Here is a 25,701-nt window from a genome sequence, read left to right on the forward strand (position 1 = left end):
GGTGCGAGGGGGGTGACCGGCAGGTCGGGGCGTTACCTGTTCGACGTGAGGGCCCATGACCACGTACACTCACTGCTCGTTGGCCCGCACCGACCACATCTCACGATGCGGTAGGTTGGGGGAGCCACGAAGGGTCGTAGCTCAATTGGTAGAGCACCGGTCTCCAAAACCGGCGGTTGGGGGTTCAAGTCCCTCCGGCCCTGCTACACACACCGCCAGGTTGTGTGCGCATGTACGTACTTCATTGCACCGCCGTGCGGCTCCACCCACCCCGGGCGCGGCACGGCCACGACCCGGAATCAGGTGAGACATCGTGACGGATGCCGTAGGCTCCATCGACATGCCTGATGCCGACGACGCCGCTCCGGAGTCGCAGAAGAAGACCCGGAAGGGCGGCAAGCGCGGGAAGAAGGGCCCTCTGGGCCGTCTCGCCCTTTTCTACCGCCAGGTCATCGCGGAACTCCGCAAGGTCGTCTGGCCCACTCGTAGCCAGCTGACGACGTACACCACTGTGGTGATTGTCTTCGTTGTCATCATGATCGGCCTTGTGACCGTGATTGACTATGGCTTCCAGGAAGCAGTCAAGTACGTCTTCGGCTGACTTTTTGTTCCACCCCATCTGTATCGCAGGAAGAAGCAGCCACCGTGTCTGACGCGAACCTGAACGACGCCTTCGAGTCCGAGTCCGTCGAGGACGAGCTCGACATCGTCGAGGCGGCCGACGAGGACCAGGCCGAGGCTGCGGACGCCGAGGCCGGCGAGCTGGAGACCGACGAGGACGACGACGTCGAGGCCGACGCCGCGCTCGAAGTCGAGGACACCGAGGACGACGGCACCGAGGTCGCCGACGTCGAGGCCGCCGAGGAAGAGGCCGAGGAGGCCGAGGAGGCCGCCGACGAGGCGGAGGACGCCGAGCCCGCCGCTCCGGTCGACCCCGTCGCCGCGCTCCGTGACGAGCTGCGCGGTCTGCCCGGCGAGTGGTACGTGATCCACACCTACGCGGGCTACGAGAAGCGCGTGAAGGCCAACCTGGAGCAGCGCGCCGTCTCGCTGAACGTCGAGGACTTCATCTACCAGGCCGAGGTCCCCGAGGAAGAGATCGTCCAGATCAAGAACGGCGAGCGCAAGAACGTCCGGCAGAACAAGCTGCCCGGCTACGTGCTCGTCCGCATGGACCTGACGAACGAGTCGTGGGGCGTCGTCCGCAACACGCCCGGCGTCACCGGCTTCGTGGGCAACGCCTACGACCCGTACCCGCTGACCCTGGACGAGATCGTCAAGATGCTCGCCCCGGAGGCCGAGGAGAAGGCCGCCCGCGAGGCCGCCGAGGCCGAGGGCAAGCCGGCTCCGGCCCGCAAGGTCGAGGTCCAGGTCCTGGACTTCGAGGTCGGCGACTCGGTCACCGTCACCGACGGCCCCTTCGCCACGCTTCAGGCCACGATCAACGAGATCAACGCCGACTCGAAGAAGGTCAAGGGCCTCGTCGAGATCTTCGGTCGCGAGACCCCGGTCGAGCTCAGCTTCGACCAGATCCAGAAGAACTGACGCACTAAGTTTCCGGACAGGTCAGAGGGGCTTCAGCAGCCCCTCTGACCTGCTCGGTTTTTGGACGCGCAGCTATACCCGTTATCGTTGTGCGGTATGCCTCCATCCGGATGACCGGATGGATCGGCTGAAAACTCTCACTAGGACCCGGAGAGAGCTATGCCTCCCAAGAAGAAGAAGGTCACGGGGCTTATCAAGCTCCAGATCAACGCCGGTGCGGCCAACCCGGCCCCGCCGGTCGGCCCCGCGCTCGGTCAGCACGGCGTCAACATCATGGAGTTCTGCAAGGCCTACAACGCCGCGACCGAGTCGCAGCGCGGTTGGGTCATCCCGGTGGAGATCACGGTCTACGAGGACCGTTCCTTCACCTTCATCACCAAGACTCCGCCGGCCGCCAAGATGATCCTCAAGGCCGCGGGCGTGGAGAAGGGCTCCGGCGAGCCGCACAAGACCAAGGTCGCCAAGATCACCGAGGCGCAGGTCCGCGAGATCGCCACCACCAAGATGCCCGACCTCAACGCCAACGACCTGGACGCCGCCGCGAAGATCATCGCCGGCACCGCCCGTTCCATGGGCATCACGGTCGAGGGCTGATCACCCCCGTAGTCCTTCAGTGGTAGGGCCAGCGCCGGCCCGCACCACGACTCCATACCTGCCACGCGGCGAAGCCGCATGGTGTGACTGCACAGGAGCAGCAGTGAAGCGCAGCAAGTCCCTCCGCGCTGCGGACGCCAAGATCGACCGGGAGAAGCTCTACGCCCCGCTCGAGGCCGTCCGTCTCGCCAAGGAGACCTCCACCACCAAGTTCGACGGCACCGTCGAGGTGGCCTTCCGTCTGGGCGTCGACCCGCGCAAGGCCGACCAGATGGTCCGTGGCACCGTGAACCTTCCGCACGGCACCGGTAAGACCGCCCGGGTCCTGGTCTTCGCGACCGGTGACCGTGCCGAGGCCGCGATCGCCGCGGGCGCCGACATCGTCGGCTCCGACGAGCTCATCGACGAGATCTCCAAGGGCAACCGCCTGAACGAGTTCGACGCCGTCGTCGCCACCCCGGACCTCATGGGCAAGGTCGGCCGCCTCGGCCGTGTCCTCGGCCCGCGTGGTCTCATGCCGAACCCCAAGACCGGCACCGTCACCCCCGATGTCGCCAAGGCTGTCAACGACATCAAGGGCGGCAAGATCGAGTTCCGCGTCGACAAGCACTCGAACCTGCACTTCATCATCGGCAAGGTGTCCTTCGACGACACCAAGCTGGTGGAGAACTACGGCGCGGCCCTGGAGGAGATCCTCCGTCTGAAGCCGTCCGCCGCCAAGGGTCGCTACATCAAGAAGGCCGCCATCGCCACCACGATGGGCCCCGGCATTCCGGTCGACCCGAACCGCACCCGCAACCTCCTCGTCGAGGAGGACCCGGCCGCGGTCTGAGCCTGACGGCTCAGGAGCCCTCGTAGGGGCTCCAGCGTCCTGAAACCGCCCCTCGCGCCTCTCCGGAGGCGCGGGGGGCGGTTTTATTGGGTCGGGCCCGTCAGGGCCCTGCGTTACGGTGCCAGGGCAACGCGAACGGAATCAGAACAAGGGGTGGGGACTCATGAGCGTGACCGGATGGAAGCGGGCGGGCGTCGTGGTGACGGCCCTGGCCGTCGTCACGGGTGTGGCCGGCTGCCAGGACGGTGATGCCAGGAAGGCGGCGGAGGCGCCGGCGAAGGCCGCGGCGCAGGGCGTCGAGGACGTGACGAAGGCCCTGACGGCGGCGTTCCGGAAGACGGCCGAGGCCAAGTCGGCCAAGGTCGACATGCGGATCGTCGTGGCGACGCCAACGGGGGGCGAGGGGAGCGCGTCCAGCACGGTCAGCGGCGTCGTGGGCTGGAACCCCTCGGTCGCGGACCTCACGGTCTCCGACTCGACGCTGATGGGGGGCGCGTCCGGCGGCCCGCAGAAGATGCGCATGCTGATGCTCGGCGGCGTGATGTACATGGACATGGGGGCCGAGCAGGCGGCCAAGATGGACGGCAAGCGCTGGATGAAGCTCGACCTCAAGGCCGCCGCCGAGGCCAGTGGGGACAAGAACCTGCAGAAGCAGCTGACCGCCGGCCTGGACAACATGAACCAGGACCCGTCCCAGCAGGTCGCCCTGCTGGCCGAGTCGCCGCACGTCGAGCACCTCGGCGAGGAGAAGGTCAACGGCGTGACCACCCAGCACTACAAGGGTGAGCTCACCCTTGAGGAGATGGTGGCCGCCAACGAGAACTCCCCGCTGACCGCCCGGGAGCGCGCGGACCTCGTCGCGGCGGCCAGGAAGGCCGGGGTCAGCGGCTACGAGACCGAGCTGTGGGTCGGTGCGGACAACTACCCGGTCCGGATGATCGTCAAGATGGAGGCCGCCGCGGCCATGACCACGATCACCGCGAACTACACCGACTACGGCGCCGAGGCCGCCGTCCAGGCCCCGCCGGCCCAGGACACGGTCGACCTGTTCAAGATGCTCCAGCAGGCCGGCGGGGCGGCCGCTCAGGGCTGATTTGCCCCAGGACGTTTGTGTCGCGTACTCTTCCACAGAAGCCAAAGACCGCTGGTCGTCGCCGTGCCCGTGAGGGTTCGGTGGCCGAAGGATTCGCTGTATATGCGAACGACCCGCGCAGGTGACTGTGGATGAGTTCCCGGGTCCTTCGAGGTCCGGTCGAGCTGAGCCCCGTGCGCCTGCGCCCGGGGCGTTCTGTTTTGTTCAGCCCCTTCCGAGCGGTCCCATCACCCGGAAGGAGGCCGACGCTCTATGGCAAGGCCCGACAAGGCTGCCTCGGTGGCCGAGCTGGCGGACCAGTTCCGCGGCTCGAACGCCGCTGTGCTGACCGAGTACCGGGGTCTCACCGTGGCGCAGCTCAAGACGCTGCGTCGTTCGCTCGGTGAGAACGCCCAGTACGCCGTGGTGAAGAACACGCTGACCAAGATTGCGGCCAACGAGGCCGGGATCACCGCGCTGGACGAGCACTTCGCTGGTCCGACCGCGGTCGCCTTCGTCACCGGTGACCCGGTGGAGTCGGCGAAGGCTCTGCGTGACTTCGCCAAGGAGAACCCGAACCTCATCATCAAGGCCGGTGTCCTTGACGGTAAGGCTCTCTCCGCCGACGACATCAAGAAGCTTGCGGACCTCGAGTCCCGCGAGGTTCTGCTCAGCAAGCTGGCCGGTGCCTTCAAGGGCAAGCAGTCTCAGGCTGCCTCGCTCTTCCAGGCGCTGCCGTCGAAGCTCGTCCGCACCGTGGACGCGCTGCGCGCCAAGCAGGCCGAGCAGGGCGGTGCCGAGTAACTCGGCTCGCGCATTGATCCGGACCGCCCACAGGGGTGGCGCGGGTCGCAGCGGGCCGAACGTACGCCCGCCTCACATGTACATCCGGCACCTGCCGAATTAGTGGAAGGATCGCCCATCATGGCGAAGCTCTCTCAGGAAGACCTGCTCGCGCAGTTCGAGGAGATGACCCTCATCGAGCTCTCCGAGTTCGTGAAGGCGTTCGAGGACAAGTTCGACGTCACCGCTGCCGCTGCCGCCCCGGTCGTCGTCGCCGGCGGTGTCGCCGGTGGTGGCGCCGAGGCCGTCGAGGAGAAGGACGAGTTCGACGTCATCCTCACCGGCGCCGGCGACAAGAAGATCCAGGTCATCAAGGTCGTGCGTGAGCTGACCTCCCTGGGTCTGAAGGAGGCCAAGGACCTCGTCGACGGCACCCCGAAGCCGGTCCTCGAGAAGGTCAACAAGGAGGCCGCTGACAAGGCCAAGGAGGCGCTCGAGGGCGCCGGTGCCGCCGTCGAGGTCAAGTAACACCTCGTCGCGTCAGCGACTCTTCTGTTGAGCGTGTAACGCTTGCAGCGTGAAGGGCGATCATCCATCTGGGTGGTCGCCCTTCGGCGTTCCCGGGACCCGCGTGGCGGCGGTCGTCCAGGCCGCCGGAAGCGGAGTATGGTGATCTTCGCCGTGCGCCGCTCAGCGGCCGAGGCCTTGACGAACCGCACGCAGCGCGCAATTCTCAGGACGCGTCGTCACAACGATCCGTTTCCGAGGCATGGATCGACGACCGAACGGGCAGTATCGAGGTGCGCCGCACGGCGCGAGGTACCGCGGAGTTGAGAACAACGAGGGTTGCGAAGAACCGCCCTGGACATCAGTGGGCCAAGTGGCTACACTGACCCTTTGCGCTGCCTGTTAGCTGCCCCCTGCCCGTCACCTGGGGCATACCCTCGCATCCGCTTCGCTGGTCGACCCACTCTGACCTGGTCTTTTGGCCATATCGGGAATCGTCTTCCACGGGGCTCCGCAAGGGACCGGTACGCGCGTAGTGAGTCCGAGCCCTCGGAAGGACCCCCTCTTGGCCGCCTCGCGCAACGCCTCGACCAATACGAACAACGGCGCCAGCACCGCCCCGCTGCGCATCTCCTTTGCAAAGATCAAGGAGCCCCTCGAGGTTCCGAACCTCCTCGCGCTCCAGACCGAGAGCTTCGACTGGCTGCTCGGCAACGCCGCGTGGAAGGCTCGCGTCGAGGCCGCCCTTGAGTCGGGACAGGACGTCCCCACGAAGTCGGGTCTGGAGGAGATCTTCGAGGAGATCTCCCCGATCGAGGACTTCTCCGGGTCGATGTCGCTGACCTTCCGCGACCACCGCTTCGAGCCGCCGAAGAACTCGATCGACGAGTGCAAGGACCGTGACTTCACCTACGGTGCCCCGCTCTTCGTGACCGCCGAGTTCACGAACAACGAGACCGGCGAGATCAAGTCCCAGACGGTCTTCATGGGCGACTTCCCGCTGATGACCAACAAGGGCACCTTCGTCATCAACGGCACCGAGCGTGTCGTCGTGTCGCAGCTGGTGCGTTCGCCCGGCGTCTACTTCGACTCCTCCATCGACAAGACGTCCGACAAGGACATCTTCTCCGCCAAGATCATCCCGTCCCGGGGTGCCTGGCTGGAGATGGAGATCGACAAGCGCGACATGGTCGGTGTGCGCATCGACCGCAAGCGCAAGCAGTCCGTCACCGTCCTCCTCAAGGCGCTCGGCTGGACCACCGAGCAGATCCTGCAGGAGTTCGGCGAGTACGAGTCCATGCGCGCCACCCTGGAGAAGGACCACACCCAGGGTCAGGACGACGCACTGCTCGACATCTACCGCAAGCTCCGTCCGGGCGAGCCGCCGACGCGCGAGGCCGCCCAGACGCTGCTCGAGAACCTGTACTTCAACCCGAAGCGCTACGACCTGGCGAAGGTCGGCCGCTACAAGGTCAACAAGAAGCTCGGCGCCGACGAGCCGCTGGACGCGGGTGTCCTCACCACGGACGACATCATCGCGACCATCAAGTACCTGGTGAAGCTGCACGCCGGCGAGACCGAGACGATCGGCGAGAACGGCTCGGAGATCGTCGTCGAGACCGACGACATCGACCACTTCGGCAACCGCCGTCTGCGCAACGTCGGCGAGCTCATCCAGAACCAGGTCCGCACGGGTCTGGCGCGCATGGAGCGCGTCGTCCGCGAGCGCATGACCACGCAGGACGTCGAGGCGATCACGCCGCAGACCCTGATCAACATCCGGCCGGTCGTCGCCTCCATCAAGGAGTTCTTCGGCACCAGCCAGCTGTCGCAGTTCATGGACCAGAACAACCCGCTGTCGGGTCTGACGCACAAGCGTCGTCTCTCGGCGCTGGGTCCCGGTGGTCTGTCCCGTGAGCGGGCCGGCTTCGAGGTCCGTGACGTGCACCCGTCGCACTACGGCCGCATGTGCCCGATCGAGACGCCCGAAGGCCCGAACATCGGTCTGATCGGTTCGCTCGCCTCGTACGGCCGCGTCAACGCGTTCGGTTTCGTCGAGACGCCGTACCGCAAGGTCGTCGAGGGCCAGGTCACCGACGAGGTCGACTACCTGACCGCCGACGAGGAGGACCGCTTCGTCATCGCCCAGGCGAACGCGACCCTGAACGACGAGCTCCAGTTCACCGAGCCCCGCGTTCTGGTCCGCCGCCGTGGTGGCGAGGTCGACTACGTCCCGCCGACCGACGTCGACTACATGGACGTCTCGCCGCGCCAGATGGTGTCGGTCGCGACCGCCATGATCCCGTTCCTCGAGCACGACGACGCCAACCGTGCCCTCATGGGCGCGAACATGATGCGTCAGGCCGTTCCGCTGATTAAGTCGGAGGCCCCGCTCGTCGGCACCGGCATGGAGTACCGCTGCGCCACCGACGCCGGCGACGTGCTCAAGGCCGAGAAGGACGGTGTCATCCAGGAGCTGTCCGCGGACTACATCACCGTGGCCAACGACGACGGCACCTACATCACCTACCGCCTGGCCAAGTTCTCCCGCTCGAACCAGGGCACCTCGGTCAACCAGAAGGTCGTCGTCTCCGAGGGCGACCGCGTGATCGAGGGCCAGGTCCTCGCCGACGGCCCCGCCACCGAGAACGGTGAGATGGCGCTCGGCAAGAACCTGCTCGTCGCGTTCATGCCGTGGGAGGGTCACAACTACGAGGACGCGATCATCCTGTCGCAGCGCCTCGTGCAGGACGACGTCCTCTCCTCGATCCACATCGAGGAGCACGAGGTCGACGCCCGTGACACCAAGCTCGGCCCCGAGGAGATCACCCGGGACATCCCGAACGTCTCCGAGGAGGTCCTGGCCGACCTCGACGAGCGCGGCATCATCCGCATCGGTGCCGAGGTCGTCGCCGGCGACATCCTGGTCGGCAAGGTCACCCCGAAGGGTGAGACCGAGCTGACCCCGGAGGAGCGCCTGCTCCGCGCGATCTTCGGTGAGAAGGCCCGTGAGGTCCGTGACACCTCGCTGAAGGTCCCGCACGGCGAGACCGGCAAGGTCATCGGCGTCCGCGTCTTCGACCGCGAGGAGGGCGACGAGCTTCCCCCGGGCGTGAACCAGCTGGTCCGCGTCTACGTCGCCCAGAAGCGCAAGATCACCGACGGTGACAAGCTCGCCGGCCGTCACGGCAACAAGGGTGTCATCTCCAAGATCCTCCCGATCGAGGACATGCCGTTCCTCGAGGACGGCACCCCGGTCGACATCATCCTCAACCCGCTCGGTGTCCCGTCCCGAATGAACCCGGGACAGGTCCTGGAGATCCACCTCGGCTGGCTCGCCAGCCGCGGCTGGGACGTCTCCGGCCTCGCCGACGAGTGGGCGCAGCGCCTCCAGGCCATCGGCGCCGACCAGGTCGCCCCCGGCACCAACGTCGCCACCCCGGTCTTCGACGGTGCGCGTGAGGACGAGCTCGCGGGTCTGCTCCAGCACACCATCCCGAACCGCGACGGCGAGCGCATGGTGCTCCCGTCCGGCAAGGCGCGCCTGTTCGACGGCCGCTCCGGCGAGCCGTTCCCGGACCCGATCTCGGTCGGGTACATGTACATCCTCAAGCTCCACCACCTGGTCGACGACAAGCTGCACGCCCGCTCGACCGGCCCGTACTCGATGATCACCCAGCAGCCGCTGGGTGGTAAGGCCCAGTTCGGTGGTCAGCGCTTCGGTGAGATGGAGGTGTGGGCGCTCGAGGCGTACGGCGCCGCCTACGCCCTCCAGGAGCTGCTGACGATCAAGTCCGACGACGTGACCGGCCGCGTGAAGGTCTACGAGGCCATCGTCAAGGGCGAGAACATCCCTGAGCCCGGCATCCCCGAGTCCTTCAAGGTGCTCATCAAGGAGATGCAGTCCCTGTGCCTCAACGTGGAGGTGCTGTCCTCGGACGGCATGTCCATCGAGATGCGCGACACCGACGAGGACGTCTTCCGCGCTGCGGAGGAGCTCGGTATCGACCTGTCCCGGCGCGAGCCGAGCAGCGTCGAAGAGGTCTGACGGGAGTCCGGTCGGGGACTCGGCGCAACACCGCTGAGTCCCCGGCCGGCCCCAGGACCCCCGTATCAGACCCACAGCCTTACAACCCTGAGAGGGATTGACGCATAGTGCTCGACGTCAACTTCTTCGACGAGCTCCGGATCGGTCTGGCCACCGCTGACGACATCCGTCAGTGGAGCCACGGCGAGGTCAAGAAGCCGGAGACCATCAACTACCGCACCCTGAAGCCCGAGAAGGACGGACTCTTCTGCGAGAAGATCTTCGGTCCGACCCGGGACTGGGAGTGCTACTGCGGCAAGTACAAGCGTGTCCGCTTCAAGGGCATCATCTGTGAGCGGTGTGGCGTCGAGGTCACCCGCGCCAAGGTGCGCCGTGAGCGGATGGGCCACATCGAGCTGGCCGCCCCCGTCACGCACATCTGGTACTTCAAGGGCGTTCCGTCGCGTCTGGGCTACCTGCTCGACCTCGCCCCGAAGGACCTGGAGAAGGTCATCTACTTCGCGGCGTACATGATCACGTACGTCGACGAGGAGCGCCGCACGCGCGACCTGCCCTCGCTGGAGGCCCACGTCTCCGTCGAGCGTCAGCAGATCGAGAACCGTCGCGACTCCGACCTGGAGAACCGCGCCAAGAAGCTCGAGTCCGACCTGGCCGAGCTCGAGGCCGAGGGCGCCAAGGCCGACGTGCGCCGCAAGGTGCGCGAGGGTGCAGAGCGCGAGATGAAGCAGCTGCGCGACCGCGCGCAGCGCGAGATCGACCGTCTCGACGAGGTCTGGACCCGCTTCAAGAACCTCAAGGTCCAGGACCTGGAGGGCGACGAGCTCCTCTACCGCGAGCTGCGTGACCGCTTCGGCACGTACTTCGACGGCTCGATGGGTGCCGCGGCGCTGCAGAAGCGCCTGGAGTCCTTCGACCTCGATGAGGAGGCCGAGAAGCTCCGCGAGATCATCCGCACCGGCAAGGGCCAGAAGAAGACCCGTGCGCTCAAGCGCCTCAAGGTCGTCTCCGCGTTCCTGCAGACCGCGAACAGCCCCAAGGGCATGGTTCTCGACTGCGTGCCGGTCATCCCGCCGGACCTGCGTCCGATGGTGCAGCTCGACGGTGGCCGCTTCGCGACCTCCGACCTGAACGACCTGTACCGCCGTGTGATCAACCGCAACAACCGTCTGAAGCGTCTGCTCGACCTCGGTGCCCCCGAGATCATCGTGAACAACGAGAAGCGGATGCTCCAGGAGGCGGTCGACGCCCTCTTCGACAACGGCCGTCGCGGTCGCCCGGTCACGGGCCCCGGCAACCGTCCGCTGAAGTCCCTCAGCGACATGCTGAAGGGTAAGCAGGGTCGATTCCGTCAGAACCTGCTCGGCAAGCGTGTGGACTACTCCGCGCGTTCCGTCATCGTCGTCGGCCCGCAGCTCAAGCTGCACCAGTGCGGTCTGCCGAAGGCCATGGCGCTGGAGCTCTTCAAGCCGTTCGTGATGAAGCGCCTGGTCGACCTGAACCACGCGCAGAACATCAAGTCGGCGAAGCGCATGGTCGAGCGCGGCCGCACGGTCGTGTACGACGTCCTCGAAGAGGTCATCGCCGAGCACCCGGTGCTGCTGAACCGTGCGCCCACGCTGCACCGCCTCGGCATCCAGGCCTTCGAGCCGCAGCTGGTCGAGGGCAAGGCCATCCAGATCCACCCGCTCGTCTGCACCGCGTTCAACGCGGACTTCGACGGTGACCAGATGGCCGTCCACCTGCCGCTCTCCGCGGAGGCGCAGGCCGAGGCCCGCATCCTGATGCTGTCCTCGAACAACATCCTCAAGCCCGCCGACGGCCGTCCGGTGACGATGCCGACCCAGGACATGGTCCTCGGTCTGTTCTTCCTCACCACCGACGGTGAGCTCCGTGACACCAAGGGCGAGGGCCGCGCGTTCGGCTCCACGGCCGAGGCGATCATGGCGTTCGACGCCGGCGAGCTGGCGCTGCAGTCCCCGATCGACATCCGCTTCCCGATCGGCACCGTCCCGCCGCGCGGCTGGGTTCCCCCGGTCGCCGAGGAGGGTGAGCCGGAGTGGCAGCAGGGCGACTCGTTCCGCATCCGGACGACCCTGGGCCGCGCGCTCTTCAACGAGCTGCTGCCCGAGGACTACCCGTTCGTCGACTACTCGGTGGGCAAGAAGCAGCTCTCCGAGATCGTCAACGACCTGGCCGAGCGCTACCCCAAGGTCATCGTGGCGGCGACGCTCGACAACCTGAAGGCGGCCGGCTTCTACTGGGCGACCCGTTCCGGCGTCACCGTGGCCATCTCCGACGTCGTCGTTCCCGAGGCGAAGAAGGAGATCGTCAAGGGTTACGAGGCGCAGGACGAGAAGGTCCAGAAGCAGTACGAGCGCGGTCTGATCACCAAGGAAGAGCGCACGCAGGAGCTCATCGCGATCTGGACCAAGGCGACCAACGAGGTCGCCGAGGCGATGAACGCGAACTTCCCCAAGACGAACCCCATCTTCATGATGGTTGACTCGGGTGCCCGAGGAAACATGATGCAGATGCGGCAGATCGCCGGTATGCGTGGTCTGGTGTCGAACGCCAAGAACGAGACGATCCCGCGTCCCATCAAGGCGTCCTTCCGCGAGGGCCTCTCCGTGCTCGAGTACTTCATCTCGACCCACGGTGCCCGTAAGGGTCTCGCCGACACCGCGCTGCGTACCGCCGACTCGGGTTACCTGACCCGTCGTCTGGTGGACGTCTCGCAGGACGTGATCATCCGCGAGGAGGACTGTGGCACCGACCGCGGTCTGAAGCTGCGGATCGCGGCCAAGGACGAGGCGGGCGTGCTCCGCAAGGCCGACGACGTCGAGACCTCCGTGTACGCGCGGATGCTCGCCGAGGACGTCGTCGTGGACGGCAAGGTCATCGCGCCGGCCAACGTCGACCTGGGTGACGTGCTCATCGACGCCCTCGTCAAGGCGGGCGTCGAGGAGGTCAAGACCCGCTCGGTCCTGACCTGTGAGTCCGCCGTCGGCACCTGTGCCTTCTGCTACGGCCGTTCGCTGGCCACCGGCAAGCTGGTCGACATCGGTGAGGCGGTCGGCATCATCGCCGCCCAGTCCATCGGTGAGCCCGGTACCCAGCTGACGATGCGTACCTTCCACACCGGTGGTGTGGCCGGTGACGACATCACCCAGGGTCTGCCCCGTGTCGTCGAGCTCTTCGAGGCCCGGCAGCCGAAGGGTGTCGCCCCGATCTCGGAGGCGGCCGGCCGCGTCCGCATCGAGGAGACCGAGAAGACCAAGAAGATCGTCATCACGCCGGACGACGGCACCGACGAGACGGCGTTCCCGATCTCGAAGCGTGCCCGTCTGCTGGTCGGCGAGGGCGACCACGTCGAGGTGGGCCAGAAGCTCACCGTGGGTGCCACCAACCCGCACGACGTGCTGCGCATCCTCGGTCAGCGCGCGGTCCAGGTCCACCTGGTCGGCGAGGTCCAGAAGGTCTACAACTCGCAGGGTGTGTCGATCCACGACAAGCACATCGAGATCATCATCCGGCAGATGCTGCGCCGCGTGACGATCATCGAGTCCGGCGACGCGGAGCTGCTGCCGGGTGAGCTCGTGGAGCGCTCGCGCTTCGAGCAGGAGAACCGTCGTGTGGTCCAGGAAGGTGGCCACCCGGCCTCCGGCCGTCCGCAGCTGATGGGTATCACCAAGGCCTCGCTGGCGACGGAGTCCTGGCTGTCGGCCGCCTCCTTCCAGGAGACGACCCGAGTGCTGACGGACGCGGCGATCAACGCCAAGTCCGACAGCCTCATCGGCCTCAAGGAGAACGTCATCATCGGTAAGCTCATCCCGGCCGGTACGGGTCTGTCCCGCTACCGCAACATCCGGGTCGAGCCGACCGAGGAGGCCAAGGCCGCGATGTACTCGGCCGTCGGCTACGACGACATCGACTACTCGCCGTTCGGCACCGGCTCCGGCCAGGCCGTTCCGCTGGAGGACTACGACTACGGTCCGTACAACCAGTAAGGCGTACTAGCGCGAAAGAAGGGCGGCACCCCGGTGGGGGTGCCGCCCTTCGGCGTTCGCTCCGGCGGAGGCAGCGGAGGTAGCGGAGGCAGCGGAGGCTGCGGCCGCGGGGTCAGCGCGCGGTCAGCTCCCAGGCGGCGACGGCGACGGTCGCCACCGCGGCCAGGGCGCCGATGCTGGCCAGCGGCCAGCGGGAGCGCTCCAGCTCGTCGAGCCGGGCCTCGTGGTCGGCGAGCTGCTTGTCGGTCTGGTCGCTGCGCTGTACGAGCAGGGCGAGCGAGCCGTCGACACGGGCGAAGCCGGCCTCCAGGGTGCCGCGCAGTCGCTCCAGTTCGAGGGCGACGGCGACCGGGTCGTTCGGGTCAGACTCGGTCATCGGCCGCCGCCTCCGGGAGGTCCTCCGGGACGAGGGCCGATACCGGGGCGAGCGCCGGCGCCTGGGTCTCCGGGGCGGTGCGCAGCCAGGAGGGCAGCAGCGCCTGGAAGGCCGGGAAGGCCATGACCCGGGTGAGGGCGCCGGCCACGGCGAGAGCCCCCGCGACCCAGGGCAGGGTCTCGGGGATGCCGGAGGCGTCGACCAGCGCCGGCAGCACGACGGCGATGCCGACGGCGGTCTGCAGCACGGTGCGGAGCGTGCGCTTGGCGGCTTCGGACATGGGTGGTTCTCCTTGCGTGGGGGAGCTGTGGCGAAGGTGGGGGCTACTGCGTGAACGGAACCTTGAGCGCGTTCCAGGAGGCGGCGCCCGGCCAGCCGTCGGCGTCGGAGCCGCGGAAGCCGAGCTTGTGCTGCCAGGCGGCGTACGACTGGCGGTCGGCCTCGGACCAGCGCGGCCCCGGACCGACCCGGTAGCGGCCGCAGCCCTCGGCGACCAGCCGGCGGCCCATCGCGGTGACGATGGCGGAGCTCGGGGTGGTCTTGAAGAAGGCGGTCCCGGGGAACGGCTGGTAGCGCGGGGCGGCCGGCTTGGGGGCGGCGGGCTTGGTGGCGGGGGCGGCGCCGAGCCGCTTCTGCACCCGGTCGCGCATCCCCGGCATCCCGAAGCCGCGCGGGTCGTTCTTCCAGTCGGACCACTCGGAGTGGCCGATGACGGACTTGGCGCCCCAGCCGTGCGCGCGGCAGAGCGCCGCGGACACCCGCTCGATGGCGTCGAGCTGGGCGGCCGGCCAGGGGTCGCTGCCGTTGCCGAGGTTGATGCACTCGAAGCCGTAGAAGCGGGAGTTGCCGTCGACGGCGCCCGCGCTGCCCTGGTGCTCCCGGGGGAGCGGCGGCCGCACCCCGTACGTCTCGCTGATCACGGCCTGGAGGACGGACGGGTCGCCACCGCCGGCGTGGTTGGCGCGTCCGCTGGAGACCAGGTGGACCGTGCCGTCCTTGGCGATGACGCCGTGGCACAGCGGGCCGGGCAGACCCTCGTAGCCGTTGTAGCAGAGCTCGACGGTGTTGGCGGTGCCGCTGGAGACGGTGTGGTGGATCACCACACCGACCACGGGGCCCCAGGCGCCGTGCTCGTTGCGGTTGTGGGAGCGCCAGCCGTCGTGCTCGACGACGGTGACGCCTTCGGCGCGAAGCGCGGCGACCAACCGGTCCGCGGAGAGGGGAGTGGCCATCTGTTCCTCCGAGGCGTGGATTCTGGGATTCCGGAAGGCCCGGGACTCCGGAATCCCGGAGTCCCGGGCCTTCCGGGCATGAGAAAACCCCGGCCGGTGCGTCGGCTCGGGGCGGCGGTGTACGGGGTGGGGCGAGGGTGGGGGCGGGGGTGTTACGGGGCGGGGGCGGGGGTCGGCGGCGCGGCCGGGGCCCAGGTGGCGCAGAGCGCGGCGTAGGCGGTGCGGCGGTCCTCGAAGTCGGCGAGGGCGGCCGCGACGGCGCGCTGGACGGCGGTCGGGTCGGGGACGACCGGGTTGCCGTTCTGGCCGCTCACCACGACGAGCCCGTTGCCGCGCAGGACGGCGTCGCCGGCGCCGTTCTCGGCGAAGGCGGCGTTGACGAGGACCGGCGGGTACTGGCCCGTCACCGGGTCCTTCTCCAGGGCACCGCCGAAGCTGTTGTCGTAGACGCGGATGCTGAGGGTGTGGCCGTTCTCGATGACGGTGGCGCGGCCCGCGTAGTCGATGGCCACGCCCCACGGCTGGGTGGGGTCGATGTTCATGGGTGTGCTCCTCGTGCGGTCGGAGGGCCGGTCAGGTCTGGGTGCCGTAGATCAGGATCGGCTGCGCGGCGACCGTGCCGCCGGTGGCCAGGGCCTGGATCTCGATCTTCATGGTCTGGCCGAACCTGGTCTTCATCACGCCCGGCACCAGACCGGTGTAGTCGTAGGTGGTGCCGGCGTTGACGGTCGGGCCGAACTGGGTGTCGTCGACCATGATCCGTACCTGGCCGGTCGCGCCGGAGGACGCCCATGTGCTCACGGACAGGCGCAGCTTGGGCTGCCAGATCGGGTTGAAGGACCGGGCGATGGTGACGAAGGAGGCGCTGGTGGTCTGGGGCCACCGGGCCGTGCTGGTGTCCTTCGGCGGCATCAGCGCGAGCCAGGGCCGGGCGAGGCCGCCGGTCACGCAGTCGTCCGAGAAGATCTCGTGGCCGTAGCCGTCGTAGATCCGGATGATCGGCCGGGTGGGGACGGCCGTCGCGTCCGGGTTCTCCGGGCCGATCTCCTTGACCGGGGGACGCGTGTTGACGGCGGTGGACAGCGCCTTGATCCGGCGCTCCATCTGGTTGAGCCGGTCGATGATGTCCTCGGGCAGCTGGGGCATCAGGCCTCCTCAAGGTAGAGCTCGGCGGTGTCGGGGCGGCCGCGCTCCGGGGGAGTGACCTTGACGCCGATGATGCGGTAGCGGGCGTCGAGGCCCGTGGAGAACCACTCGTCGGTGATCCGGATCCGGGCCACCCGGCCGAGCAGCGCCGGCGGGACGATCCCGCCGAGGTGGATGCTGATCGCGGGGATCAGCACGGCGCCCAGGGCCCCGTCGAGTTCCGCCTTGGCCAGCTGGTTGAGCGTGGTCTGGTCGGAGATCTCGTTGTGGTCCGAGGACAGGTCGATCAGCGGCCAGCCGTCGTGGAGCAGGCCGGTGTCGATCTGCTCGTCGGAGTACAGCGGGCGGGACTCGGCACCGGCGTTGGGGTTCACCGACGCGCCGCGGGCCATCGAGGTGGTGCCGCCGCGGGTCGCGTCGTACGGGAAGGAGTACGACAGGATCACGCCGGGCCGGTCGAAGAGCATGTCGGTGGCGCCGGTACGGATCTTGGGGGCGCCGAGCCGGAGCTCCCTGACCCGCCGGCCGTCCTCCGGGTCCCGGTAGACCAGGATCTGGTACTCGAAACCGTTCTGCATGGCGGCCAGTTGGTCCAGGGCCTCCTGGTAGACGGTCTCGTCACCGACGCGGTAGTTGACCGTCCGCTGGGTGCCGGAGAGCTCCTCGCCGGTCACGATCTCGAAGCACGGGGCCTTGGTGAGCTCGGTCCACAGCCTGCGGGCGATCGCGAGCTGGTCGTCGGTGAGCTGGATGTTCGTACGGATACGGCGCCGGGACGCGTACGAGTCGAAGGTGGCGGCCTGCAGCGACAGGGTCAGCACCCCGCGGCCGCTGGACTGCAGCGTGGTGGTCCAGACGATGCCGCCCCACCACAGGTCGCCGCCGCGCTCCAGGTAGATCGCCGTGCGGCCCTCGCGGACCTTCTTGACCCGGTCGGCGATGTCCTTGTTGGGGATGGGGATGGTGCCGGACAGGGAGCCGGCCTTGCCGATGTAGTCGTCGAAGGAGACGTCCCTCAGCGGCAGGATGTCGATGGTCTGGTCGGTGGTCAGGTCGCAGAAGATGGCCCGGTAGGGCGTGTCGATGGCCATGCTCGGGCCTCCTTACAGGACGTAGGTGGAGGAGATGCGGATGTGCCGGCCGGAGGTCAGGACCGCGTTGGGGAACCAGGTACGCAGGTCGATCTGACCGTTGGTGTTGATGTTGGCGCCGCCCGACGCGAAGCCGTCGCAGGCGACCGCCTCGACGGAGATGGCAGGGCGCCAGCCGGCGGGCAGGACGCACAGCGGCTCGTCGGCGATCTGGCCCTGGTTGTCGGCGGTGACGGTGGAGCCGGTGCGGCTGACGGTGATCGTCATGGTGCACAGGCCGCTCTTGGTCCTGCGGCCGTAGAACGACGTCAGGGACCAGTTGGTCAGGGCCGCGGCGCCGCTGGTGGTGGTCTCGTTCTCCAGCGGGGGCTGGTAGTTGACCCAGGCGGTGCCGTTCCAGCGCTGCAGGTTGCCGTAGTTGTCCCGGTACTGGCCGCTGTAGCTGCCGGTGGAGATGGCGCCGCTGGGCGCGACGCCGCCGATCTCCTTGGGGTAGGCGACCCAGGCGGTGCCGTCCCAGCGCTGCAGGAAGTGCGCGTTGTCGTTGTCCTGGTACTGGCCCGGGTAGGCGCCCGGCACACCCGCGTTGTTGTAGACGGGCAGGATGCCGCCCGCCGAGACGAGGGTGGTGCGCAGGTCGGTGGCCGCGCCGCCCGCCCAGTCGATGCCGCCGGTGCCGGCGGAGGCACCCTTCTTGACCGCCACCGAGAACAGCACCAGCGAGCGCGCCGGGGCGGCCGGGGCGACCGGGGTGGCCGCCGGGGTGCCCGGGATGATCTCGACTCGGGCGTCGAACTTGCCGAGGGCGTCCACGTCGTTGTCGTAGACGCGCAGCACGACCAGGTCGACCCGCGGGTTGAGCGGGTCGCCGTCGGCGAAGGTGATGGTGATGTCCTCGTCGAGGGCGACCGGGTAGGCGCCGTCGGTGGTGCCGCCCTGGATGACGGCCTTGCCGTGGTAGACGGTGGCCGTCATCGGGCCGGAGCCGCTCAGCCACAGGCCGCCGACCCGGTACTTGCCGTCGTACGTGCCGGGCAGGATGCCCGAGCGGGACGCGAGCGGGTTGGCGGGCGTGGTGGCGCCGATGTTGGTGATGCGGGTGTTCTGGCGGGTCTGTCCGTTGGGCAGCAGCCAGCCGGAGCGTACGGGCATGGGGTTCTCCTGGTGGAAGGGGCGGTCGGGCGGCGGCCGTGGCGGCTCAGTACTGCGGCGTGACCTGGATGAAGGTGTTGTCGAACCAGGCCTTCACGTTGGCGTTCGTCGTCCGGTAGTAGGCGGTGACCGTGTAGACCGCGCCGGGCGTCAGGCCCGAGAGGCGCTGGGTGGTCGACGCGGACACGGCGTCCGTCGGGTCGGCGGACTTGGACGCGACGCAGGCGAGCTCGTCCTCGAGCTCGCGGACGACGGTGGTGCCCTGGAGGATGCGCAGCGCCATCCAGGCCGAGCTGGCGATGCCCGTGGTGCCGGAGGCCAGGCTCAGCTCCATCCGCGAACCGAAGGTGAGGATGACCTGCTTGGACTGCGGCGCGGTGAAGGTCACCGTCAGCGGGTTCTCGGCCCGCTCGATCAGCGTGTTCACGTACGTCGTGGACTGCGTGTAGCCCGCGTCCAGCGAGTCGTTGAAGTACGGCCCCGGGTAGGCGGGCGCCCAGGCCGAGCCGGTCCAGCGCTGCAGCGGACCGTCCGAGACGCCGCGGTACTGACCGACGTAGCTGGCCGCGGTGCCCGCGGCGGCGGAGGCGGGGATGATGCCGCCGACGCCCGCCGGGTACGCGACCCACTTGCCGCCGTCCCAGCGCTGGAACTGCCCGTCCGTGGTGTCCTGGTACTGGCCCGGGTAGGTGCCGCGCTGCGTCGGGCCCTCCAGGGGCAGGATGCCGCCGGCCGAGACGATCGGGGTGCGCAGGTCCTTCAGGGCCGTCGCCCACGGGATGCCGCCGTTGCCCGCGCTGGCGCCGGCCGGGACCGTCACCTCCCACAGGGGCAGGCTGAGCGGCGGGGCGGCCGGGGCGACCGGCGTCTGGGCGGGGGTGCCCTTGACGATCTCGATCTTGGCCTCGTTCTTGCCGCTGCCGTCGTAGAGGTTGTCGTAGACCTTGATGATCACCAGGTCGATCCGGGCGTACTGCGCGTCGCCGGCGGTGAAGGTGACGGGCTCCTCGGTGGTGAGCGAGACCGGGTAGGCGCCCTGGGAGATCGAGCCCTGGACGACGGCGCGGCCCTCGTGGACGGTGGCCGTCATGGCGGCCTTGCCGTCCATCCACAGGCCGGAGAGCCGGTACTGGCCGTCGTAGGAGCCCGGCAGGATGCCGGAGCGGACCTGGACGGTGTTGAGCGGGGTGGTCGCGCCGGTCTGCGTGACCCGGGTGTCCTCGCGGGTCTGGCCGGTCTCGGCGACCCAGCTGCTGCGCAGGTTCATGGGGTTTCTCCGTTCGGGATGACGAGTGGGGCTTTGTTAGGCGGGGTCAGGACCGGATCCACTGGGCGGAGAGGTTGCAGGAGTAGCCGGAGCCGCCGAGGGTGCGTACCGCCGCCGTGTGGTTGTGGTAGCCCGCCAGCTGCAGCACGTTGCCCGCGGTGAGCTTGATCAGACCGTCGCCGCCGACGGTGACGGCGCCGCTGGAGGCCTGGGTCAGCCAGGTCATCCGGGGCACACCGGCGCCGCCGACGTGGATACGGGCGCCGCGCACGCCCGTGGTGGAGTCGCCGGTCCAGGCGACGTGGCCGGACACCCGCCACCAGCCGGTGCGCGGCACGACGAAGCTGTCGCTGCCGTTCCAGCCGGTGAAGTCGTCGATGTCGACGGTCTGGAGGGTGATCGGCGTCCAGGTGCCGGCCGGCACGCTCTGCATCGCGGTCTGCGAGGCGCTGAACAGGATGGTGGCCTTGCCCTCGGCGTACTGCCAGTTCGCGCCGTCCCAGCGCTGCAGGATGCCGGCGTTGTCGCGGTACTGGCCGGTGTAGGAGCCGACGGTCAGGGTCCCGTTCGGGGCGATGCCGCCGATCGGCTTCGGGTACGAGATCCAGGCCGTGCCGTCCCAGCGCTGCAGCAGGCCCGAGACGTCGCGGTACTGGCCGACGTAGGCGCCGTTGAAACCGCTGGTCGGCATGATGCCGCCGAGTGCCGTCATCGGGTAGTGCTTGGTGGTGACGGCGCCGGACGTCCAGCTGATGCCGCCGGTGCCGGCGGAGGTCCCGGCCGGCACCGAGATGGTGTAGAGCGGGAAGACGCTGCCGGGACCGGAGGGCGGGACCGCCGGGGTGGCCGCGGGCGTTCCCTTGACCAGCCGGATCACGGCCTCGGTGGCGCCGCTCTTGTCGTAGGCGTCGTCCAGTACGGCCAGTTCGACGACGTCGATCCGGCCGTACTGGGGGTCGCCGTCGGGAATGGTGAGCGTCTCGGGGGCGGTCACCGCGATCATGTAGGCGCCCTGGGCGGTCTCGTCGCCCTGGATGACGGCCCTGCCGGTGCCGATGGTGCACTGCATCGGGGACGTGCCGGTCAGCGCGAAGCCGCCTGGCACGATGCCGGGCCGCGAGCGCAGGCCGGGCGTGGTGGCGCTCGCGCTGCTGGGAGTGAGCAGCGCGGAGAGCGCGATCCGGGTGTCCTCGCGGGTCTGTCCGGTGGACTGGAGCCAGGCGGCCCGTACGGTCATGGGTTCACCTCTTCTTCGAGTCGGATGGGCGGCGGGGGGCTGTTACCAGTCGGCGCTGCGCCAGCGGACCGTCATCACGGCCTGGGGGGTCGAGGCGTCGGGCCGGAAGGACAGCTCGGTGCGGCCCGGTTCGAGGAGGAACAGCTCCTCGGGGCTGGAGTCGGCCATCGCCGTGTGGCGGCGGGACGCGGTGTTGTTGAGCATCACCGTGCCGTTGGCGGTGTCGATGACGAGCTCGTCGCCGGCGGCCAGGTCGATCGCGTAGCGCAGCCGGCGCTTGCTGACCCGCTCCGTCACGGTCGGCATGGAGCACGGGCCGCGGAAGACGATCACGGGGCTGGTCGGGGCGGAGCCGGTGTTGTCCACCACGGCGTCGCCGGTGGACTTGGCCTCGCCCCAGTTGAGCGGCCAGGTCAGCCCGTTCGGCAGCCAGTTGAGGCCGGTCTCGGGCTGCGGGGCGGTGGTGGACGCGGACTGCTCGTTGACGGTGTAGCGGCGCGGGTCGGAGGCCAGCCACTGGACCGACATCTTCGAGCTGCCCTGGGTGGCGAAGCCCTGGTCGGCCGGGACCACCCGCTGGGCGATCCGGGCGCGTACGGCGAGCAGTTCGCCGTGCAGGCGCACGGTGAGCCAGCGCTCCTCGTCGAGCAGGGCGAGCGCCTGGCGCAGCGCGCGGATGGCCTCGGGGACGCCGTTGAACTCCGGCACCAGGACGATCGTGCCGCCGATCTTGCGCGGCTTGGCGTACCGGGAGCCGGGCCAGGCGCCGTGCGAGGTGGGCCGCTCGGCGTCGGAGGCGTCGTACTCCGGCAGGTCCTCCCAGCCGGTCAGACCCGACCGGTCGATGTTGAACGGCGTGCCGGGGCCGATGAGAAGCCCGGCCCACTGGATCTGCCCGTCCTGGGTGATCAGTGAGCCGGGCGCGAGGTCGGCGGTGTAGGTGTTTCCGGCGTATGCGGTTGTGGTCTCGGCCATGGGGCCGTCACCTCACTTCTGAGGAGGGCGGGTTGGCGGGGGGCGATCAGGTGTGGGCGACCATGAGGAAGAGCAGGTCCTCGGCGGTCGACCGGGGTCCGGCGCCCGGCTCCTCGTGGAAGTCCCGGATGCGGTAGGGCGCCGGGGGAGGCTCGGTGAGGGCCGGCACGCGGCGGTTCTCCAGGACGGTGAGCGGGTCGATGCGCGGCGCGTTCTCGGCGCCGGGGAAGACGACGCCGCCGTCGGCGAGCATCGGGATCTTGTCGATGTCGACGCCGAAGTGCTTGCCGAGGAAGTCGAAGCTCAGCTTGTTGAGCCCGTCGATGATCCAGTTGGCGAAGGCGATGAGGCCGTTGATCGGCCCCTTGACGACGCCGATGACGGCGGTCAGGGCGCCCTTGACCAGCTCACCCATGCCGTGCAGGGCGTTGCCGACCGCGTCCTTGGCGTGGCGGAAGAAGCCGGGGATCTTGTCGGTGAAGAAGGACAGGAAGGGGTGGATGGCGCTCTTGATGCCGCCGACGGTGCGGGAGGCGATGCCGCGCAGGGCGTTGGAGGCGGAGGTGACGGAGGAGCGGACGCGGGAGAACCCGTTGATGGCCGCGCCGATGAGCTTCAGGGCGGTCTTGAACAGGGTCAGGTAGGCCTTGAAGTAGGTCCCCACGGCGTTGCCGATGAGCTTCATGACCGGCTGCAGGAACTTCCAGGCGGCCTGGAAGCCCTTGAGCGCCTGCTGCATGACCTGCTTGATGATCCGCTGGCCGGTCTCGCTGTTCACCGCGTACTCGATGAGCCAGGAGATGACCGGCATCAGGATGCCCAGGATGAAGCCGAGCGGGTTGCTGCGCATGGCGAGGTTGATGCCGGTCATGGCGACCGAGGCGATCTCCATGACCGTGCCGTAGGTGTCCATCAGCTTGGTGAGGGTGCCGACGAACGGCAGCAGCGGGAGGAGCATCTCCAGGAGCATGCCGATGGCGGGACCGCCGAGGACCCCGGCCACGGTCCCGGCCTTGCCGGCGGCGGTGCCGATCTTCTTGATGCCGGCGACCGCCTTGGACTGCTGGATCCGGCGTACGGAGCCGGCGGCGCCGGAGGCCCCGGTGCCGAGGGTCCGTACGGAGGTTCCGGCGGCCCGCACGGCGGAGGCGAACTTGTCCATGCCTCCGGACGCCCGCAGGGCGTCCTGTCCGAGTTTCTTCAGCGAGTCGCCCGCCTGACCGACACTCCGCTTCAGTGAGGTCATCACCGGAACGGCACCCTTGAAGGGGTTCGGGAAGGCTGCGGCGGCACTCATCCGCGTGCCTTCGCCAGGTACATCAGAGCGTCCGCGGTGGACTGCGGGTCACTGTTGCGGGCCGCGTGGTAGTGCTCGATGTGCAGACCGCCGCCGGCGCCTCCGCCGGCCTGCATCTGCTGGTGCATGCGGGCGCGGCGGGCGGTCATGGCGAGCAGTCGGTCCAGCTTGGAGAGCGGGAGCACGGCCTCGGCCTCGCCGGCCTCGGCGATGATCGCCGGGACACCGCCGCTGCGCGGCATGACGACACCACCGGTGGCGAGCATCGGGATGGTCGGGATGTGCACGCCGAAGGTCTTGCCGCCGACGAGCGGCACCCAGCCGGGGACGCTCACCTTGACGCCGTTGACGGCGCTGATCATCCGGTTGATCAGGCCGATGACGGCGTTGATCGGGCCGGACACACCGCTCTTGATGCCGTTGAACGCCCGGGAGGCGATGTCCTTGAGGCCGTTCCAGATGGACGACATCTTGTCCTTGACGGCGCTGAAGGCGTTCGGGATCGCGCTCTTGATCCAGTTCACCACCGGCGTGATGACGGACTTGATGCCGTTCCAGACGGTGCTGATGACCGCCTTGATCGCCTTCATGACGGTCGTGATGACCGTCTTCCAGATGTTCACGTAGGTCTTGATGACGGTGGCGACCGCCTTGACCACGGTGGAGATGGCCTTCTTGATGCCGTTCCAGACCGTCTTGATGAGCGCGCCGGCCTGCTTCATGATCGGGCCGACGGCCTTCATGACGGCGCTGATCACGACCTTGATGCCGTCGAAGGCCTTCTTGAGGATCTTCTGCATCGTCTTCGATTGCATCGCCATCTCGACGACCTTCTCGATGAGAGGCATGAAGAGCTCGATGAGGCGGGCGAGGAAGTTGCCCTTCATCGACTTGTTGAGCTTGTCCTGGCCCTTGGACGCCTTTCCGGCGCCGGACTCGTACTTGCCCATCTTGGTGCCGGCGGACTCGGCGGTCTTGCCGGCCTTGGTCATGGACTTCTCGGCGTTGTCCGAGGCCGTCTTGAGGTTCTTGAGCTGGGTGCCGGAACCCTGGGCGTTGGTCTTGAGGTTCTTGAGCTGACCGGACGCGCTGTTGCCGGCGTCCCCGACCTTCTTGACCGAGGTCGAGGCGCCGGAGGCCTGCGTCTTGAAATTGCGCAGGGTGTCGGACGCCTTCTTCATGGAGCTGGTGAGAGACATGGGTTACCTCCTTTCGGGGTGGGACGGGGTCGTCAGATCGCCTGCTCGGTGCGTCGGGCCGCGGTCCTGAGGTCGTTGAACGCCGACCTCACCTCGCCGCCCGCCCTGGCGAGGTCCCGCGCGGCGCGGGCGGCCGTCCGCATCTGGCCGGGGTCGGGGAGCTCTCCCGGCTGGAAGCGCTGCGCGGCGCCCACGAGCTTGCCGATCGACTTGGCGAGGTCCCGGATCTTGTCGGGATCGGACTTGCCGACGGCCTTGTTGAGCTTCTGGATCTTGCCGACGTCCGGCATGTTCGTGGAGTCGAACTTGTTGATCGCGTCGGCGACCTTCTTGATCTTGTTGTTGTTGATGCCGTTGATGGCGTTCTTGAGCTTCTCGATGGCACCGGCCGTCTTGGTGATGCTCCGCGCGCTCGGCAGCTTGCGAACCTCGGCGTTGAAGGGGCCGATCTGTCCGTTGAGCTCGACGAGCTTCAGGCGCAGGGGCTCCAGCGTCGTCGGGTCCGGGACGTTGCCCAGGCCGGCGAGGCCGGCGGTGCGAGCCTGCTCCCGGGCCTCGACGACCGCGCGGTTCTGGGGGCGGGGGATGGTCTGACCCTCGTTCAGGGCCAGGATGAGACCGCGCGGGATACGGCCGCGACTGATGATCGAGGCGAGGTTGAAAAGGGCGCCCTGGATCATCCTCTGCAGGTTGGTGAAGTTGGAGATGAACAGGAGGGCGATCACGCCGCCCACCATGGGAATGAACAGACCTGCGATGGCCGAGTAGAGCCAGTCCTTCCAGTCCGCGTTCTTCTCGTAGAACTTCTCGTGCGCGGCGGCGAAGCCGTCCAGGCCCATGGCCTCCAGGTACTCGGTCCAGGGCTCCTTCTGGAGTTCCTCGTACATTTCCGCGAACCGCGTGACGAAGTTGTACGGCAGCATGTCGTCCGTGACGACCCTGGGCTGGTTCTTGATCAGGGCGTTCTTGAACTCGGAGACCTTGAAGGTCTCCGGGTTCTCCTTCTTCGCCGGATCCTTGACGCTGTCGAACTGGTCCATCGGGTCTTTGGGGTAGGTGACCGTGACCTCGATGTCACCCTTGGTGAGACGCTCGTGGAGATCGTTGAGCTGCTTGCTGAGCTCCTCGTTCGTTACTTCTGCCATGAGTTACTCCGCTTCCGGCCAGCGACTGGCCAAGCGCCGAAAAACCCCTGCCGACTGGAAACTTCGGCAGGGGCTTGTGCGTAGAGGGGGCGGTCGGGCGGCTAGGGTCTGTTGCGAAAGTGGATCTTGTTCGTTCATGATCACGTCTCGTGGGACGTGGAGATCTGACGAATGGCCAGTGGGCCCGGCTTGAGCC

Annotated in this window: 22 protein-coding genes and 1 tRNA gene; 10 read left to right on the forward strand and 13 right to left on the reverse strand. The window is 68.2% G+C overall.

Features of this window, described 5'->3' with window-relative positions:
- Window positions 1-130: 130 nt before the first annotated feature.
- From ACIGXE_RS25130 to ACIGXE_RS25175, 10 genes are all read left to right on the forward strand, one after another.
- Window positions 131-203, forward strand: a tRNA-Trp gene (locus ACIGXE_RS25130).
- 110 nt (window positions 204-313) lie between these two features.
- Window positions 314-601, forward strand: a complete 288-nt coding sequence (gene secE, locus ACIGXE_RS25135; RefSeq protein ID WP_399751025.1) for a preprotein translocase subunit SecE — start codon at window positions 314-316, stop codon at window positions 599-601.
- Window positions 602-645: 44 nt separating this feature from the next.
- Window positions 646-1,545 (forward strand): transcription termination/antitermination protein NusG, encoded by a 900-nt coding sequence (gene nusG / locus ACIGXE_RS25140; RefSeq protein ID WP_399751027.1) that lies wholly within the window; start codon window positions 646-648, stop codon window positions 1,543-1,545.
- A 159-nt stretch (window positions 1,546-1,704) separates the two neighbouring features.
- Window positions 1,705-2,139 carry a 50S ribosomal protein L11 gene (rplK, locus tag ACIGXE_RS25145; RefSeq protein WP_128980827.1) on the forward strand — a complete coding sequence of 145 codons (435 nt, stop codon included), beginning with the start codon at window positions 1,705-1,707 and terminating at the stop codon, window positions 2,137-2,139.
- A 103-nt stretch (window positions 2,140-2,242) separates the two neighbouring features.
- On the forward strand, window positions 2,243-2,971 hold the full coding sequence (rplA, locus tag ACIGXE_RS25150) for a 50S ribosomal protein L1 (protein ID WP_356690850.1): 729 nt from the start codon (window positions 2,243-2,245) through the stop codon (window positions 2,969-2,971).
- A 163-nt stretch (window positions 2,972-3,134) separates the two neighbouring features.
- Entirely contained in the window at window positions 3,135-4,064 is a 930-nt protein-coding gene (locus ACIGXE_RS25155; protein ID WP_399751029.1) for a hypothetical protein, read from the forward strand.
- 252 nt (window positions 4,065-4,316) lie between these two features.
- On the forward strand, window positions 4,317-4,847 hold the full coding sequence (gene rplJ, locus ACIGXE_RS25160; RefSeq protein WP_399751031.1) for a 50S ribosomal protein L10: 531 nt from the start codon (window positions 4,317-4,319) through the stop codon (window positions 4,845-4,847).
- Window positions 4,848-4,967: 120 nt separating this feature from the next.
- Window positions 4,968-5,354: a 50S ribosomal protein L7/L12 gene (rplL, locus tag ACIGXE_RS25165; protein ID WP_399751033.1), complete on the forward strand. Its 387-nt coding sequence runs from the start codon at window positions 4,968-4,970 to the stop codon at window positions 5,352-5,354.
- A 544-nt stretch (window positions 5,355-5,898) separates the two neighbouring features.
- Complete coding sequence (rpoB, locus tag ACIGXE_RS25170; RefSeq protein ID WP_399751035.1) at window positions 5,899-9,381, forward strand: DNA-directed RNA polymerase subunit beta; 3,483 nt, start codon at window positions 5,899-5,901, stop codon at window positions 9,379-9,381.
- Window positions 9,382-9,488: 107 nt separating this feature from the next.
- Window positions 9,489-13,388: a DNA-directed RNA polymerase subunit beta' gene (locus ACIGXE_RS25175; protein WP_399751037.1), complete on the forward strand. Its 3,900-nt coding sequence runs from the start codon at window positions 9,489-9,491 to the stop codon at window positions 13,386-13,388.
- Between the two features lie 112 nt (window positions 13,389-13,500).
- On the opposite strand, the gene ACIGXE_RS25180 is transcribed toward ACIGXE_RS25175, so the two are convergent.
- From ACIGXE_RS25180 to ACIGXE_RS25240, 13 genes are all read right to left on the reverse strand, one after another.
- Complete coding sequence (locus ACIGXE_RS25180; protein ID WP_399751039.1) at window positions 13,501-13,764, reverse strand: hypothetical protein; 264 nt, start codon at window positions 13,762-13,764, stop codon at window positions 13,501-13,503.
- A complete protein-coding gene (locus ACIGXE_RS25185) occupies window positions 13,751-14,044 on the reverse strand; it encodes a hypothetical protein (RefSeq protein WP_399751041.1) in 294 nt (97 codons plus the stop codon). The genes ACIGXE_RS25180 and ACIGXE_RS25185 overlap by 14 nt, the downstream gene beginning before the upstream one ends.
- A gap of 43 nt (window positions 14,045-14,087) precedes the next feature.
- Window positions 14,088-14,996 (reverse strand): peptidoglycan-binding protein, encoded by a 909-nt coding sequence (locus ACIGXE_RS25190; protein ID WP_399751043.1) that lies wholly within the window; start codon window positions 14,994-14,996, stop codon window positions 14,088-14,090.
- 152 nt (window positions 14,997-15,148) lie between these two features.
- Window positions 15,149-15,538 (reverse strand): ATP-binding protein, encoded by a 390-nt coding sequence (locus tag ACIGXE_RS25195; protein WP_399751045.1) that lies wholly within the window; start codon window positions 15,536-15,538, stop codon window positions 15,149-15,151.
- A gap of 31 nt (window positions 15,539-15,569) precedes the next feature.
- Window positions 15,570-16,142 carry a hypothetical protein gene (locus ACIGXE_RS25200; protein WP_399751047.1) on the reverse strand — a complete coding sequence of 191 codons (573 nt, stop codon included), beginning with the start codon at window positions 16,140-16,142 and terminating at the stop codon, window positions 15,570-15,572.
- The gene (locus ACIGXE_RS25205; RefSeq protein ID WP_399751049.1) at window positions 16,142-17,233 is read right to left on the reverse strand and encodes a hypothetical protein; all 1,092 of its coding nucleotides are present in this window, start codon (window positions 17,231-17,233) and stop codon (window positions 16,142-16,144) included. Before ACIGXE_RS25205 ends, ACIGXE_RS25200 begins: the two co-directional genes overlap by 1 nt.
- A 12-nt stretch (window positions 17,234-17,245) precedes the next feature.
- Window positions 17,246-18,385 (reverse strand): hypothetical protein, encoded by a 1,140-nt coding sequence (locus ACIGXE_RS25210; protein WP_399751051.1) that lies wholly within the window; start codon window positions 18,383-18,385, stop codon window positions 17,246-17,248.
- Window positions 18,386-18,431: 46 nt separating this feature from the next.
- The gene (locus ACIGXE_RS25215; protein WP_399751053.1) at window positions 18,432-19,652 is read right to left on the reverse strand and encodes a hypothetical protein; all 1,221 of its coding nucleotides are present in this window, start codon (window positions 19,650-19,652) and stop codon (window positions 18,432-18,434) included.
- Window positions 19,653-19,698: 46 nt separating this feature from the next.
- The gene (locus ACIGXE_RS25220; protein ID WP_399751055.1) at window positions 19,699-20,889 is read right to left on the reverse strand and encodes a hypothetical protein; all 1,191 of its coding nucleotides are present in this window, start codon (window positions 20,887-20,889) and stop codon (window positions 19,699-19,701) included.
- A gap of 42 nt (window positions 20,890-20,931) precedes the next feature.
- On the reverse strand, window positions 20,932-21,864 hold the full coding sequence (locus ACIGXE_RS25225) for a phage distal tail protein (RefSeq protein ID WP_399751057.1): 933 nt from the start codon (window positions 21,862-21,864) through the stop codon (window positions 20,932-20,934).
- A gap of 46 nt (window positions 21,865-21,910) precedes the next feature.
- Window positions 21,911-23,161: a tape-measure protein gene (locus ACIGXE_RS25230; RefSeq protein ID WP_399751059.1), complete on the reverse strand. Its 1,251-nt coding sequence runs from the start codon at window positions 23,159-23,161 to the stop codon at window positions 21,911-21,913.
- A complete protein-coding gene (locus tag ACIGXE_RS25235) occupies window positions 23,158-24,360 on the reverse strand; it encodes a phage tail protein (protein ID WP_399751061.1) in 1,203 nt (400 codons plus the stop codon). The genes ACIGXE_RS25230 and ACIGXE_RS25235 overlap by 4 nt, the downstream gene beginning before the upstream one ends.
- A 32-nt stretch (window positions 24,361-24,392) precedes the next feature.
- On the reverse strand, window positions 24,393-25,505 hold the full coding sequence (locus tag ACIGXE_RS25240) for a hypothetical protein (protein ID WP_399751063.1): 1,113 nt from the start codon (window positions 25,503-25,505) through the stop codon (window positions 24,393-24,395).
- Between the last annotated feature and the right edge of the window lie 196 nt (window positions 25,506-25,701).

Origin of the sequence: Streptomyces sp. NPDC053431 (genome assembly GCF_044544925.1) — a bacterium.
GTDB lineage: Bacteria > Actinomycetota > Actinomycetes > Streptomycetales > Streptomycetaceae > Streptomyces.

What these genes read in the sequence shown, in the direction of transcription:
- ACIGXE_RS25235 (WP_399751061.1), bottom strand. Translation starts at nt 24,360, where the DNA reads ATGTCTCTCACCAGCTCCATGAAGAAGGCGTCCGACACCCTGCGCAAT.
- ACIGXE_RS25220 (WP_399751055.1), bottom strand. Translation starts at nt 20,889, where the DNA reads ATGACCGTACGGGCCGCCTGGCTCCAGTCCACCGGACAGACCCGCGAG.
- ACIGXE_RS25185 (WP_399751041.1), bottom strand. Translation starts at nt 14,044, where the DNA reads ATGTCCGAAGCCGCCAAGCGCACGCTCCGCACCGTGCTGCAGACCGCC.
- rplK (WP_128980827.1), top strand. Translation starts at nt 1,705, where the DNA reads ATGCCTCCCAAGAAGAAGAAGGTCACGGGGCTTATCAAGCTCCAGATC.
- rplJ (WP_399751031.1), top strand. Translation starts at nt 4,317, where the DNA reads ATGGCAAGGCCCGACAAGGCTGCCTCGGTGGCCGAGCTGGCGGACCAG.
- ACIGXE_RS25200 (WP_399751047.1), bottom strand. Translation starts at nt 16,142, where the DNA reads ATGCCCCAGCTGCCCGAGGACATCATCGACCGGCTCAACCAGATGGAG.
- ACIGXE_RS25215 (WP_399751053.1), bottom strand. Translation starts at nt 19,652, where the DNA reads ATGAACCTGCGCAGCAGCTGGGTCGCCGAGACCGGCCAGACCCGCGAG.
- ACIGXE_RS25210 (WP_399751051.1), bottom strand. Translation starts at nt 18,385, where the DNA reads ATGCCCGTACGCTCCGGCTGGCTGCTGCCCAACGGACAGACCCGCCAG.
- ACIGXE_RS25195 (WP_399751045.1), bottom strand. Translation starts at nt 15,538, where the DNA reads ATGAACATCGACCCCACCCAGCCGTGGGGCGTGGCCATCGACTACGCG.
- ACIGXE_RS25155 (WP_399751029.1), top strand. Translation starts at nt 3,135, where the DNA reads ATGAGCGTGACCGGATGGAAGCGGGCGGGCGTCGTGGTGACGGCCCTG.
- ACIGXE_RS25180 (WP_399751039.1), bottom strand. Translation starts at nt 13,764, where the DNA reads ATGACCGAGTCTGACCCGAACGACCCGGTCGCCGTCGCCCTCGAACTG.
- ACIGXE_RS25240 (WP_399751063.1), bottom strand. Translation starts at nt 25,505, where the DNA reads ATGGCAGAAGTAACGAACGAGGAGCTCAGCAAGCAGCTCAACGATCTC.
- ACIGXE_RS25205 (WP_399751049.1), bottom strand. Translation starts at nt 17,233, where the DNA reads ATGGCCATCGACACGCCCTACCGGGCCATCTTCTGCGACCTGACCACC.
- ACIGXE_RS25225 (WP_399751057.1), bottom strand. Translation starts at nt 21,864, where the DNA reads ATGGCCGAGACCACAACCGCATACGCCGGAAACACCTACACCGCCGAC.
- ACIGXE_RS25190 (WP_399751043.1), bottom strand. Translation starts at nt 14,996, where the DNA reads ATGGCCACTCCCCTCTCCGCGGACCGGTTGGTCGCCGCGCTTCGCGCC.
- ACIGXE_RS25230 (WP_399751059.1), bottom strand. Translation starts at nt 23,161, where the DNA reads ATGAGTGCCGCCGCAGCCTTCCCGAACCCCTTCAAGGGTGCCGTTCCG.
- rplL (WP_399751033.1), top strand. Translation starts at nt 4,968, where the DNA reads ATGGCGAAGCTCTCTCAGGAAGACCTGCTCGCGCAGTTCGAGGAGATG.